The organism is Tautonia plasticadhaerens, assembly GCF_007752535.1.
Lineage (GTDB): Bacteria > Planctomycetota > Planctomycetia > Isosphaerales > Isosphaeraceae > Tautonia > Tautonia plasticadhaerens.
The window spans coordinates 8,610,623-8,622,601 of record NZ_CP036426.1 but is presented as its reverse complement, the minus strand read 5'-3'; the positions used below and the strand labels follow the sequence as shown (position 1 = coordinate 8,622,601).

The window sequence follows — 11,979 nt, the reverse complement described above, 5'->3', positions numbered from 1 at the left end:
GCGGGCCCGGCGGCGATGGGAGGCGGGTCGTGGTCGAGGGGGAGGGGTCAGCGGATGGTCGGGGCGTACTCGATCTCCTCGGTCCGGACGCGCTCGACGGCCGTCCGGAAGCGGGCCTGGTCGCGCTGGACGAGGGCCTGCTGGCCCCGGGACTGGAGGTAGCGGATGCCGGGGGCCGAGGAGATCACCTGGCCGATGGCCTGGGTCCCCTGGCCGACGACCGAGCCGGTGGCGACGGCCAGCCCTCGGGTGGTGTCCCGGAGGTTCTGGCGGACGCCGGCCAGCGAGCTGCGGAGGGGGTCCGTCTGCCGGGCCTCCTCGCGCAGCTCGGCCCGGGCCCGGCCGATCTCATGGAGCCGGAGCCCCAGGCCCCGGCCGGGGAGGTAGGAGACGGCGGTCTGACCCGGGCGGCCGACCGGGAACTTCAGCTCGACCCGGCGCTCGGGATAAATGTAGGTGATCGAGCAGTCGTCGTAGGCGATCTCCGGGTAGCCGGAGGGCAGCTGCGCCTCGACGTAGATCCGCTCGTTGGTCCTCGGATGGTTGGCGACGATCACCGTCGGCCCGCCCACGACGAAGGGGCCCTGGTACTGCTTGTTGCCGTTGTAGTAGTAGCGGTGGACGTGCACCGCCGGGGTGACGGCGATCCCCATCCTCCCCAGCTCGTCGCGGATCTGGCGGAACTCGACCTCGGGGACGCCCTGCGGGTGGTCGGTCGACAGGTAGATGACCAGGTCGTTCAGGCCGCCGTCGGTGGCCCTCGGGTCGGTGGCCGTCGAGGGCGAGGGCAGCGCCACGAGCGAGGCCAGGCAGGCCGAGCGGATCAGGGCCGGGAGTCGTCGGGGCATCCTCGGCATGGCCGGGTTCCTCCGTGAGGGCCGATGCGGGTCGCGACGAGGCGAGCCGGGCCGGGCCGACGCCCGGGCGGGCCCGGCGGGCGGCCTTTGCCGGATTTATCGGATGGTCCGGGGCTCGATCGTGACCTCGATGTGCGTCACCTCGTCGAAGGACCGGGCGACCTTCGCGCGGAGGCCGGGGTCGGCCAGCGGGTCGGCCAGGGAGACCTCGGTCGGCCCGCCGCGCGGGACCCAGGCCGGGACCTCGGTCGACCAGAGGGGCACCGCGTCGGTCGAGAGGATGTCCAGCGGCGCGGCCGAGTACGCCCGGAGCCGGAGCACGGCCTCGCCCCCCCGCTCCGACGCCTCGATCCCCCCCGAGTGGGACAGCAGCCCCCCCGAGGCGATCCCGCCGTCCTCGTAGATCGCCACCCCGTTGGTCCGCAGCAGGAACGGCCCGATCGCCAGGTTCGGGGCCTGGGGCGTGAACCGCTTGCGGCGGATCGTCCGCGCCCCCGTCGCCGGGGCCAGGCCGTCGGCCGCCTTGGCCAGGGCGAACGGGTCGACGGCCCCGGGCACCCGGAGCGTGTCCTCCAGCGGTGGGAAGAACGAGACGGTCCGGGCGGCGACGATCGGGATCTCCCGATCGAAGTCGAAGCCCGAGGGCAGCCCGCACTGGTTCCGGGCGATCCGGCGGTGGTACTCGGCCCCCCGGCCGAAGTCGAACGACCGCCGGGGGAAGGGGGGCACGAGGTCCGGCTGGAGCGACTGCCGGAACGGGTTCGCCGCCGGGCGGGGCGGGGCCTGGGCCGTGGCCCGGGTGTCGGCCCGGCCGAGCAGCAGGCAGAGCGTGGCGGCGAGGATCTTCGGGGCGAGTCTTCGCGTCATGGTCTGGCCTCGGGGTCGGGCCCGACGACCGTCGCGATCCCGGGGATCGCGACGGGGCGGGCGGGGCCGTCGTTCAAGGAGCCCGTGTCGGCCGGGGTCGGCCGGGGTCGGCCGAGGTCGGCCGGCGGACCCGGTCAGCCGGACCGTCGGAGGCCCTGCCACCGGGGAGGCCGAGCGGGGGCCACCCGGCTGGCCGGGACGACGGCCGACAGCACGTTGCCGGCGAGGTCGCCCACCCCGGACACCTCCATCAGGAAGTGCCGGGGGATCCTCCGGTCGAACCGGAGGGCGACGACCGCCTCCTCCGCGTTGGCGAACTCCAGCCCGGCCGCCACCGGGCGGATCGGCAGGGCCCTGCGGGAGAATCCCAGCCTCAGCGCGTAGTTCGACGGATTCACCAGCGAGGGCACGTCCAGCCCGGCCGGGTCCTGGAGGAACGACACCCGGACGACCCCCGACCACGGGTCGGGCACCGCCCGGAGGACCGCCGGCGGCGTCGAGTCGATCACCAGGGGCGAGACCGGCGGATAGAGGAACGTCCGCTCCGGCACCTCGTCCCCCTGCGAGAGCAGGGCGGAGACGACGTACGGCCCGTCCGGCAGCGGCCCGCCGGACACCTGCCAGTTCCCCTGAGTATCGGCCAGGGCCCGGCCGAGCAGCGTCTCCTGCTTCTGGTCGAGCCTCCGGGCGTGCACCAGCACCACCGAGAACGGCCGGGCCGAGCCCACGAAGGTCGGGAACGGGGTGCTCGTCAGGGCGTCGTCGACCGAGGCCCCCGTGTCGGCCAGCGGGGAGAGCCTCCCTGAGATCCGGACCGGGGGGACGGGGGTCACGGTGATCGTCCCCGCCCCGGACTGCACCTCCCCGGTGTCGACCCGGGTGACGCTCACCGAGTACGGGAACGACCCGAGCACCGGGAAGGTCGCCGGCAGGATGACCCGGTACTGCCCCGGCCGGTCCGGGCCGTCCGGCTCGAGCGCCCCCTCGACCGTCCCCACCGCCGGGTCGACCGCCGAGCCGGCCTCCTGCCCGACCGTGACCAGCACGCGGAACGCCTCGGGGCCCACCGGCTCCAGCAGCCTCAGCGTGCCGATCTGCTCGGCGATCGGCGTGCCCACCCCCACCGCCGCCGGGACCGCCGTCAGGTCGAAGGTCGGCTTGATGACCCGGGCCGAGCCCGTCGCCACCGCCGGGGGCGGCGGGGCGCCGACCTCGGCGATCGAGACCTCGACCGGGTAGGAGTCCAGCTCCATGCCGTCCGCATCGGTGGGCGGGGAGGTGTAGGCGTACGACGCCCTCACGTCGAAGCCGCCCCGGTCGTTCCGCTCGATCCGGCCCTGGGCGACCCGGCCGTCGCCGAAGTCGACCGCGGCCGAGAAGTTCCCCGGCTCCTCGAACCGGTTCTCGTCCTCGAACGAGGCGACGACGGCGTCGAACGGCCTCCCTAGCACGGCAAGGATCCGGGCCCCGGTCGCCTCGACCGGCGTGACGGCCACCTCGGCCGTCCCGAAGCCCGAGTCCTCCGATTCTTCGGCACCCCGGACGACCACCGTGACCGGGTACGCGCCGTTCTCCTCGTAGACGTGACGGGCGGTCACGGTGAAGGTCATCGGGTCCGAGTCGGGCACGGACTCGATCGTCCCGGGGGTCGCCGCCGAGCCGTCCCCCCAGGAGACCTCCGCCTCCAGCCCCGACGCCGGGCCCTCCAGGTTGGCCAGGTCGAAGGTGGCGACCGTCCCGTCGAAGACCGAGCCCTCGGGGACCGCGATCGCCGTCACGTCGACGGCCAGCAGCGCCCGGGCCTCCAGGGCATCGATCGCCCCTGAGCCGGGGGATCGCGGCCGGCGTCGATTCGACCTCGACCGCCCCTCACCGGGGCGCCGAAGCTTCCGTTCCCACCACATAAGCCATCCCTGTCGTTCGGCCCCGCGGCCCGGGATCGCCCCCGACCGCGAGGACCCTCGGGAATTTTCCGCAATGACGGCACAGTCGGAGGCCCGCCTGGCCGATCATCCCACTGGTGCCGATTGCGACGCCCCGGCGATCCCGCCCCCGGGCCCCGCGATGCCGACGCGATCGCGCCCATTCGGGGGCCCGGTAGAGCGTACCACCAGGATCGGCGCCGGGGCGGCCCGTCGGCCGGGGCGTCCGGGCCGGCCGATCCGATCGGGGCGGTCCCGCGAAATTTGGCGGCCGGCGAGCCCGGGGAGTGCCGAGGCCCCGGCGTGACCCGGCCCGTGAGGAGGAGATTGCGAGATGAGTGACCGCCGACGCCATCGACATCGCTTCCGCCCCGCCGGGGTCGACGCCAACGGGCTGGAGTCCCGCACCTTCCTCAACGGCTCGGGCTGGTTCCAGGGAGTCGGCCTCGGCCCCCGGGCCGCCCAACTGCTGCTCGACCGCCCCGTGCCCCAGGGGGTCATCGGCTCCTATACCCGGGGCGTCCAGGGCAGGGATTCCGTCACCTCCCGGGTCTCCGACGGCATCGACCGCGCCTTCGACTCCTTCACCGCCGACTACCTCCAGGCCCAGTCCGCCTACCTCGCCTCCACCCCGCCCGGCACCCCCATGAACGCCCTGACGGCCGCGAGGAACGCCTTCGAGTCCCTCACGGTCCAGCGGGTCAACCTCCTGAGCCAGGAACTCATCCAGGAGCTCTCCCGGGTCCCCGGCTCGCTGCAGCGCGCCACCGGCCAGGCCAACACCCCCTTGCAGTCCTTCCTGAACCGGCGGATCAACAGCCCCCGGCCCATGAGCCAGAGCCTGCTGTCCACCCTGCTCAGCGACACCGTCATCCCCCCGCCCGGCACCACGGGGGCGACCGCCAGCCTCTACACCCTGACCGCCACCAACGCCATCGAGGCCGCCCGGGTCTCCACCGCCAACGCCACCAAGTTCACCGTCTCCGGCGTCTTCCGCAAGCACGGCCCCTGACCCCGGCCCGGGTCCCCCCCGGGACGACCGGGGGGCGACGGGTGCGGGGGTCAACCCGGCCGCCGGCAATACGTCGTCTCGCCGAAGTGGGAGATCTCGAACCCCCTCCCCTCGATCGCCCCGAAGAAGGCCTCGGAGCCGACGCCGAAGTGGGAGTCGTCGTGCAGCTCGACCGCGGCGGCCGGGGTCCACGTCAGCGACCGGTTGGGCCGGAAACGCCGGCCAGACGGACCGATCAACCGGCTCGCTGGTCGATCGGCTGTACGTCGGTCACCTGGAGATTGCCGTTCCTCGGATCGACGATGAGCACCGACGCCTTTTTCGTCGAGAAGTCGACCACGAGGAAGAGTTCTTGCCCCTGGGGGCCGGTTGCGTCGAGCTTGACGACGGAATCGCAACTCATCGGAATCCCCGGTGATCTAGTTGTGGCTCAATTCAAGGGTGTGGTCTGCGGCGGGTGGCACTGGCGGCTTGCCCGCCCGTGTCTTCTACCAGGCCGGAACACGGGCGGGCAAGCCGCCAGTGCCACCCAGGCATAGCCTCCCACCAGTGACACCCGCGCGGAGCACGAAGGCTTCCCCTGGGACACTCGCACGCTGGCCGGGAGACGAGGGCCATGGGCTCTCGCCCCGGTTTCGTCGGCGGCGCTCAGTCCTCCGGAACAATGGGTTCGGCGACCTTGATGAAGTAGCCGTTGGGATCCTCGAGCACATATTGCCTCGCCCCCCACGGGCGATCGGTGAGGGCCTCGACAACCGTCGCACCACGGGCGCGGTGCTCCTCATACGAGTGCCGTACGTCCGACACCCAGAGGAACACCTCGGGATGCGATCCGGCTTCTTTCATGGACGTTACCAGGTTCGGGTCGTGCGTGAGATAGATCTCGACCCCGTCCCGCTCCACTCCTGCGTACACCGGGGGATCGCCGTACGAGAAGCACTGATGAAAGCCCATCACCGACGTCCAATATCGGAGGGACTCTTCCAGGCTCAGGGCGCTCACCACCGGGATAGATCGACGGTAGCTCATGAGACCTCCCGCCGCCTGAAGAATCCATGTAAGCCGTGGGGCCGCCTCGGAGGGTAACCTTGAGGTGGTTGACCGATCCCAATGCCACCGCGCCAAGGATCCCCACGGCCATGGCCATCATCATCGGCATCGACCTCGGCAAGTTCAAGGGCGTCGCCTGTACCTACGACACCGAGACCCAGGAGGCCGCCTACGCCACCATCCCCACCAACCCCGACGCCCTGAGGGGGATGCTCGACCGCGCCCGACCCGACCTCGTCGTCTTCGAGGCCTGCACCGTCAGCGGGCGGGTGGCACTGGCGGCTTGCCCGCCAGTGTCTTCGATCAGGCCGGAACATTGGCGGGCAAGCCGCCAGTGCTAGCCAGGAACGGCCTCCCACCAGTGACACCCGCCGGGGTGGCTGGGATCGGGACGACCCCAGCCCGGTCGAGTGCGATTGAGGAGGTGGCCAGGAGACGGGGCTCTCCCGGCCACCCGCCCGGCTCAGGCCTGCTGATCATCGGGAATCGGCTCGACATCCCGGACGTTCTTCTGGACCGCAACCGCCGCAAACAAGCTGAGCACGAAGGACATCGCGTAGAATCCCTTTTCGCTCAAGAGGAGTTCGGCATTCCACAGTCCAACTGCCAGCAGCAAGATGGACAGCCCGAGCGAAGCCCAGCACAAGCCGAAGTAGATGTCCGTGACCGGGAGGCCATGCATCCGATCGCGAACTGACTTCTGGAGGGAAACGGCCGAGAAGAGGCCGTACATCAGGATCGTGAAGTAATAGCCCTTCTCGTTGAGCTGCATCCCCGCGTTCCAGAGGCCGACGAGGTACGCCACCACCCCGACGAGCAACGCCGCCCAAGACGCGCCAATGAATGGTAGGGTCGGTCGCGGCGCATAGGATTTCATCGGCATACTCTCGGTTGGAGAACTGCGATTGCGGAGTTGCAACGCGAAGCACGCGACCCCGTCGCTCGTGATGCCTGGGTTGTCGCCTCACCGTGTTTCGGCGGACGAGGCTCTGTGGAAGAACACCACTGATCACCCGTGCAAACCCGCCTCAAGGATTCGATCATCCGTTGATTCCTGCGACGGTGCAACTGAAATCCCGGGGAGAGGCGGACGAACAGGAGGCGACAAACGTGCTCGGCCACCCGCCGCCGAGATCGTGCCGGGGCCGGGGGGAATTCTCGGCCTGGTCGGCGGAAAAAGTGACTGCGGGGGCCCGATTTCCTGATCTTAAGGGTGTACGGCCGAGGCCGGACGGGCGGGACGACGCGGTCCCGACGCCGGGCGGCGGCCGGATGAACACCGGGGAATTACACCATGGGCACGCCGTCGCCGAAGCAGGTCGAGGCCAACCGGGCCAACGCGCAGAAGTCCACCGGGCCGAGGACGGCCGAGGGGAAGCAGCGGAGCCGTCGCAACGGGCTGCGGCACGGGATGGCCTGCGCGGTGGTCGTGCCCGAGGAGGACCGGCAGGCGTACCGGGCGGCGATGGCCCGGTGGCGGAAGGAGTCGGGGCCGGACAACGTGGTCGAGGAGCACCTGGTCCGCCGCGCGGCCGTGGGCTCGGTCACGCTCGACCGGCTCGACCGGGCCTGGGAGCGGACCCGGGCCGACTCCGCCCGGGAGGCGGTTCGGCGCTGGGAGTCGACCCAGCAGCACCGCGCCCGCCGCAAGGCGCAGGACCTGGACAGGGACCCGTCGAACACGGTGCTCGACCTCGAAGCCACCGCCTTCGGCTGCGACTGGCTGATCCGCCGATGGGAGGCGTTCGACGCCCCGCTCCGGCTCGGCAACGGCTGGGACCAGCGGACCGTCCTCCGGGCCCAGCTCCTGCTCGGCCTGCCCGACGGGCTCCCCGGCCCCGACGCCGAGCCGGGGGTCCGCCTGCTCTGGAGGCTGGCCGCCTCCTGCTCCCCGACCACCGTGACCCGCATCCCCGACGCCCCGGGGGAGGTTCCCGTGCCGGCCGACCCGGCCGGGGCCCGGGCCGCGCTCCGCGCCTTCATCGCCGACCAGGTCGACCGGCTGGCCGGGCTCCGGGAGGAATCCTGGGAGCGGGCCGAGGGACCCGAGCGCGAGGCGGTCGTCATCCGGGCCCTCGCCGCCGACGCCTCCAGGGACGGGGAGCTGCGCCACCGGTACGCCCGCGACGCCGACCGCTCCTGCAACGCCGCCGTCCGGCAGTTCCTGAACCTCCGGGACCGCCGGCTCCGGGAGCACCTCGCCATCGCCAAGGAGGCCCGCCACTGCTCCATCCCCCGGGTCCCGGTCGGCGGCGGCTGGTGGCGAGAGCTGGACAGCGACGCCGCCCCCCCCGGCTTCGAGCGGGTCGACCTCGCCCCGGCCGACCCCGGCTCCGACGGCCACCACGCCGAGGATCCCGACGCCGCGATCGACCCGACATCGCCGCCCGGCGAGTCGACCTCGACCCCTCCCGAGTCTCCTCCCATCGAGCCCGAGCCGGGGCCGGAGGGCATCCTTCCGGCCGGGCCGAGCCCGGCCGTCGAGCCCCCGGAGGCCCTCCCCGAAGCCGACCCGGCCGACGACGATCGACCGGCCGCCTTCCCCGGTGCGCCGCGACGGAGCGAACCCATTTCGAGGGTCGAACTGGCACGCAAATCGACGCATAATCCCCTAGAATTTCATGCGTTACGAAACGGATTACCGGACGACCCGGCCGGCGCCTCGGAGCGCACCGGGCCCTCCCCGAGCCCCGACCGGCCCGCCCCCGGACGCCCCCCGATGCCCGGCTCGTCCGGTCGCCGGGGCCGCCGACCGCTGCGGAGACGCTGACGACCGCCCCGATCCCGCTCCCCGACTCCCGGAACTCCCGGGCATCCCGAGGATCCTCCCGATGCCGGGGGCTCGGGGCCTTGTGACCGATCCCGGGGGGCCTTAAGCTCGCGCCTCGTTTCGAGCCCCCCGCCGGGCGATGGTGGCGGCGTTCGGAGTCGGCGGCGTCGAGCGCCCTCCGGAGACGATCCCTCGCCCCCGGCCCCCCCGATCCGGGCCCCCCGAAGGCCCGAGGAGTGCCTCCATGACGAAGACGACGAGGGCTTCGCGCCGGACGCCGATCCCGGTGCTGCTGGCGCTGCTGCTGCCGGCCCTCTCCCCGGCACCGGGCCGCTCGGCCGAGCTGCGGGTCGGGGCGGCGACGACCAGCATCACCCCCGACCGCCCGGTCGCCCTCTCGGGCCAGATGACGACCCGGATCGCCGAGCAGGTGGAGAGCCCCGTCACGGCCACCGCCCTGGCCATCGAGGCCCGCCAGGGGGATGAGGTGGTCGACCAGGCGATCCTCGTCTCCTGCGACCTGGTGGCGATCCGGGAGGGGCTGGTCGACCGGGTGAGGCGACGGCTGGGAGACCGGCTCCCCGACTTCGACCCCCGCAAGCTCATCCTCAGCGCCACCCACACGCACACGGCCCCGGTGCTCGTCGAAGGGCAGTACGACTTGCCCGAGGACGGCATCATCCGGCCCGCCGAGTACGTGGAGTTCCTCGTCGACCGGGTCGCCGAGGCGGCGGCGACGGCCTGGGAAGGCCGGGCGCCCTCGACCGTCGGCTGGGGCCTGGGGCACGCCGTGGTGGCCCAGAACCGCCGGGCCGTCTACGACGACGGCCGGGCGGTCATGTACGGCCCCACCGACCGGCCCGACTTCCGGGATCTCGAAGGGTTCGAGGACCACGGCGTCGAGGTCCTGTTCTTCTGGGGGGAGGACGGCGCGCTGCTGGCGACGGCGATCAACGTCGCCTGCCCGTCCCAGGAGGTCGAGGGGAGGTCGGCGGTCAACGCCGACTTCTGGCACCAGGTCCGGGAGTCGCTCAGGGCCCGCCACGGCGAGCAACTCCACGTGCTCGGCTGGACGGGCGCCGCCGGCGACCAGTCGCCCCACCTGATGTTCCGGGAACGGGCCGAGGAGCGGATGCGGACGCTCAGGGGCCTCGACCGCCTGGACGAGCTGGCCCGCCGGGTCGTCCGGGCCTGGGAGGAGGCCTTCGAGGGCGCCCGGCAGGAGATCCGCGACGACGTGCCGATGGCCCACACGGTCCGGACGATCGAGCTGCCGGTGCGCCGGGTGACCGAAGAGGAATATGAGGACGCGACGGAGCAGGTCGAGGCTCTCTCGGCGGACCCCGCCAGCCGTCGCCGGATGCTCTGGCATCAGGAAGTCGTCGACCGCTACGACCGCCAGCGATCGGGCGAGGTCGCCCCCTACGCGATGGAGCTGCACGCGATCCGGATCGGCGACGTGGCGATCGCCACCAACGACTTCGAGCTGTTCACCTCGTACGGCCTCCAGATGAAGGCCCGGAGCCGGGCGCTGCAGACGTTCGTCATCCAGCTCGCCGGCCCCGGCACCTACCTGCCGACGCCCCGCGCGGTGCAGGGGGGCGGGTACAGCGCCATCGTCGAGAGCAGCGTGGTGGGGCCCGAGGGCGGCCAGGTGCTCGTGGACCGCACCGTCGAGGCGATCAACGCCCTCTGGCCGGAGCCCTGATCGGGCGGGGAGGAGGCCGGGCGGCCTTCCCCCCCCGGGGGACGCCTCAGCGATCGGAACCGGCCAGGGCGTGAGGGTCGTCGAGGACGAGGTAGTGGCCGTGGTCGGCGGTGATGATCACGGCCGATTCGTCCCAGGAGCTGTTGGCCTCGACCCACTCGACGATGGCCCGGATGGCGGCCTCCCCGGAGAAGATGGCGCCGACGGCGTCGTCCAGGTTGTTGTCGTGCAGGGCCCAGTCCACGTCGCCGGCCTCGACGAACAGGGCGAAGGGCGTCTCGGGTTCGGAGCCGAGGACGGCCAGGGCGGCCCGGGTCATCTCGACGAGGGTGGGATTCTCGGCGATGTCGGCGGCGACGTACTCCTCGGCCTCGCCGGAGAGGCCGGGGGCGGGGTCGTAGGCGCCGTCGGCGGTCCGGTAGGGCAGGTGGCCGAAGGGGGAGCCGAAGAAGCCGAAGAGGCGGAGCCCCTCGGCGGCGGCCCGGCGGGCGGCGGCGTCGAGGACCTCGTCCCCGGCCTCTCCGGCGGTCCGGAGGGCGACGGAATACTTGCCGCCGTTGCGGGAGTCGATGGTTTCGAGATCCTCGTCGGTGATGTAGGTGTTGCCGGCGACGGCGTTGGTCCCCTGGCGGCGCTGGAGCGCCTGGAGGTTGCCGGTCTGGCCGAAGCCGGTGCCGATCACCACGTCGAGGCCGGGCACCGCCGGGGCGCCCTTCTCGACGGCGATGCTCGGCAGGCCGAGCATGTCCCGGGCGAGGTCCTGGTAGTCGTCGCGGTGGACGTTCCGGGCGTACATGGCGGCGGGGGAGGCGTGGTTGAACGGGACGCTGGTGACGGTGCCGACCTTCCAGCCGTCGCGCTGGAGGTCGTGGAAGACGGGGGCGACGAACGAGCCGTCGGGGCCGACGTTGACCGAGTTGTTGTAGCTCTTGACCCCCGAGGCGATCTCGGCGGCGCTGCACGAGCTGTCGGTGTAGGCGTGGGGAACGCCGCCGAGGTCGTGCAGCCGCCGGAGTTCCTCGTCGGTGGCCGACTGGCCCCGCAGGTAGCCGGGGGCGTCGAGCTCGGGGGCCCGGAACGGGCCGGTGCCGGCGAACCGGGGGTCGTAGCCGCCCCGGAGGGAGTCCTCGGGGATGCCGATGGTCTGCTCGTCGAGGTCCACGTCCGCCTCGTCGTGCGTCGGGCTGGTGACGACCGAGCCGACGGCGATCGTGCCGTCGGCGTCGGTGCCGGCCGCGAGCAGGGGGGCGGCGAGGATGCCCTGGTCGTCGACCTTGCCGCTGCGGACGATCGCGGCGGCCTTCAGCGCCTCCCAGTCCATGCCGTCGAAGAGGACCACGAACAGGTGCCTGGCCCCGTTCTCGACCGCGAGTTTCTGGAGGCGATACAGGTCGGACTGGTCGCCGTACTCGGCCTCGGGGTCGAGGGTGTGCTCGGGCAGGGCGCCATAGAGCTGCTCCAGCCGATCGGCGGATCGGTAGGGGCTGTTCTCCCCGGTGATGCTCCCCAGCTCGACCGGCCGGCCGAGGGTGATGACCGGCACCAGTCGGTTGGTGTGGCTGGTGTGGTTGGAGAAGACGCCGCCGGGCCCCTGGGTGCCGAAGTGGTAGGGGCGGTCGGCCTCGCTGTCCCTGGAGGCGACGGCCTCGGCCTGCATGGCCTTCAGGACGTCGTCGGCCCGGGTGCCGAGGGGGAGGGCGAGCAGCGTCGCCAGGGCGAGGGCGAGGGCGAGGGCGGGTCGGTTCAGCGGGGCGGGGGTCATGAGGGCGGGTCTCGTCGGGGTCGATCGGGCC

12 protein-coding genes are annotated in these 11,979 nt (G+C 72.4%); 4 read left to right on the top strand and 8 right to left on the bottom strand.

Going from position 1 to position 11,979, the window contains the following annotated elements:
• Positions 1–47: 47 nt before the first annotated feature.
• From ElP_RS34240 to ElP_RS34230, 3 genes are all read right to left on the bottom strand, one after another.
• Positions 48–857, bottom strand: coding sequence for a hypothetical protein (locus ElP_RS34240; RefSeq protein WP_145278032.1), 810 nt, complete (start codon positions 855–857; stop codon positions 48–50).
• 96 nt (positions 858–953) lie between these two features.
• A complete protein-coding gene (locus ElP_RS34235; protein ID WP_145278030.1) occupies positions 954–1,724 on the bottom strand; it encodes a hypothetical protein in 771 nt (256 codons plus the stop codon).
• 134 nt (positions 1,725–1,858) lie between these two features.
• Entirely contained in the window at positions 1,859–3,628 is a 1,770-nt protein-coding gene (locus ElP_RS34230; protein WP_145278028.1) for an Ig-like domain-containing protein, read from the bottom strand.
• A gap of 352 nt (positions 3,629–3,980) precedes the next feature.
• Here ElP_RS34230 and ElP_RS34225 point away from each other — a divergent pair, with 352 nt between their 5' ends.
• Positions 3,981–4,658 (top strand): hypothetical protein, encoded by a 678-nt coding sequence (locus ElP_RS34225; RefSeq protein ID WP_145278026.1) that lies wholly within the window; start codon positions 3,981–3,983, stop codon positions 4,656–4,658.
• Between the two features lie 50 nt (positions 4,659–4,708).
• Here the strand turns inward: ElP_RS34225 and ElP_RS34220 are convergent, their stop codons facing one another.
• The 3 genes from ElP_RS34220 to ElP_RS34215 form a co-directional block, all read right to left on the bottom strand.
• On the bottom strand, positions 4,709–4,897 hold the full coding sequence (locus ElP_RS34220) for a hypothetical protein (protein WP_145278024.1): 189 nt from the start codon (positions 4,895–4,897) through the stop codon (positions 4,709–4,711).
• Positions 4,894–5,061: a hypothetical protein gene (locus ElP_RS39030; RefSeq protein WP_197446591.1), complete on the bottom strand. Its 168-nt coding sequence runs from the start codon at positions 5,059–5,061 to the stop codon at positions 4,894–4,896. The genes ElP_RS34220 and ElP_RS39030 overlap by 4 nt, the downstream gene beginning before the upstream one ends.
• A 245-nt stretch (positions 5,062–5,306) precedes the next feature.
• Positions 5,307–5,687, bottom strand: coding sequence for a VOC family protein (locus tag ElP_RS34215; RefSeq protein WP_145278022.1), 381 nt, complete (start codon positions 5,685–5,687; stop codon positions 5,307–5,309).
• A 110-nt stretch (positions 5,688–5,797) separates the two neighbouring features.
• On the opposite strand from ElP_RS34215, the gene ElP_RS34210 reads away from it, so the two are divergent.
• Positions 5,798–6,049: an IS110 family transposase gene (locus ElP_RS34210; RefSeq protein ID WP_145278020.1), complete on the top strand. Its 252-nt coding sequence runs from the start codon at positions 5,798–5,800 to the stop codon at positions 6,047–6,049.
• Between the two features lie 122 nt (positions 6,050–6,171).
• Here the strand turns inward: ElP_RS34210 and yiaA are convergent, their stop codons facing one another.
• Complete coding sequence (gene yiaA / locus ElP_RS34205; RefSeq protein ID WP_145278018.1) at positions 6,172–6,585, bottom strand: inner membrane protein YiaA; 414 nt, start codon at positions 6,583–6,585, stop codon at positions 6,172–6,174.
• Positions 6,586–7,002: 417 nt separating this feature from the next.
• Between yiaA and ElP_RS34200 the strand changes: the two genes are divergently transcribed.
• Both ElP_RS34200 and ElP_RS34195 read left to right on the top strand, forming a co-directional pair.
• Entirely contained in the window at positions 7,003–8,478 is a 1,476-nt protein-coding gene (locus ElP_RS34200) for a hypothetical protein (protein WP_145278016.1), read from the top strand.
• Between the two features lie 244 nt (positions 8,479–8,722).
• Positions 8,723–10,186, top strand: coding sequence for a hypothetical protein (locus ElP_RS34195; protein WP_197446590.1), 1,464 nt, complete (start codon positions 8,723–8,725; stop codon positions 10,184–10,186).
• Between the two features lie 46 nt (positions 10,187–10,232).
• On the opposite strand, the gene ElP_RS34190 is transcribed toward ElP_RS34195, so the two are convergent.
• Positions 10,233–11,948 carry an alkaline phosphatase gene (locus ElP_RS34190; RefSeq protein ID WP_145278014.1) on the bottom strand — a complete coding sequence of 572 codons (1,716 nt, stop codon included), beginning with the start codon at positions 11,946–11,948 and terminating at the stop codon, positions 10,233–10,235.
• Positions 11,949–11,979: the final 31 nt, after the last annotated feature.

What these genes read in the sequence shown, in the direction of transcription:
- ElP_RS34195 (WP_197446590.1), top strand. Translation starts at nt 8,723, where the DNA reads ATGACGAAGACGACGAGGGCTTCGCGCCGGACGCCGATCCCGGTGCTG.
- ElP_RS34215 (WP_145278022.1), bottom strand. Translation starts at nt 5,687, where the DNA reads ATGAGCTACCGTCGATCTATCCCGGTGGTGAGCGCCCTGAGCCTGGAA.
- ElP_RS34225 (WP_145278026.1), top strand. Translation starts at nt 3,981, where the DNA reads ATGAGTGACCGCCGACGCCATCGACATCGCTTCCGCCCCGCCGGGGTC.
- ElP_RS39030 (WP_197446591.1), bottom strand. Translation starts at nt 5,061, where the DNA reads ATGAGTTGCGATTCCGTCGTCAAGCTCGACGCAACCGGCCCCCAGGGG.
- yiaA (WP_145278018.1), bottom strand. Translation starts at nt 6,585, where the DNA reads ATGAAATCCTATGCGCCGCGACCGACCCTACCATTCATTGGCGCGTCT.
- ElP_RS34190 (WP_145278014.1), bottom strand. Translation starts at nt 11,948, where the DNA reads ATGACCCCCGCCCCGCTGAACCGACCCGCCCTCGCCCTCGCCCTCGCC.
- ElP_RS34200 (WP_145278016.1), top strand. Translation starts at nt 7,003, where the DNA reads ATGGGCACGCCGTCGCCGAAGCAGGTCGAGGCCAACCGGGCCAACGCG.
- ElP_RS34210 (WP_145278020.1), top strand. Translation starts at nt 5,798, where the DNA reads ATGGCCATCATCATCGGCATCGACCTCGGCAAGTTCAAGGGCGTCGCC.
- ElP_RS34240 (WP_145278032.1), bottom strand. Translation starts at nt 857, where the DNA reads ATGCCGAGGATGCCCCGACGACTCCCGGCCCTGATCCGCTCGGCCTGC.
- ElP_RS34235 (WP_145278030.1), bottom strand. Translation starts at nt 1,724, where the DNA reads ATGACGCGAAGACTCGCCCCGAAGATCCTCGCCGCCACGCTCTGCCTG.
- ElP_RS34230 (WP_145278028.1), bottom strand. Translation starts at nt 3,628, where the DNA reads ATGTGGTGGGAACGGAAGCTTCGGCGCCCCGGTGAGGGGCGGTCGAGG.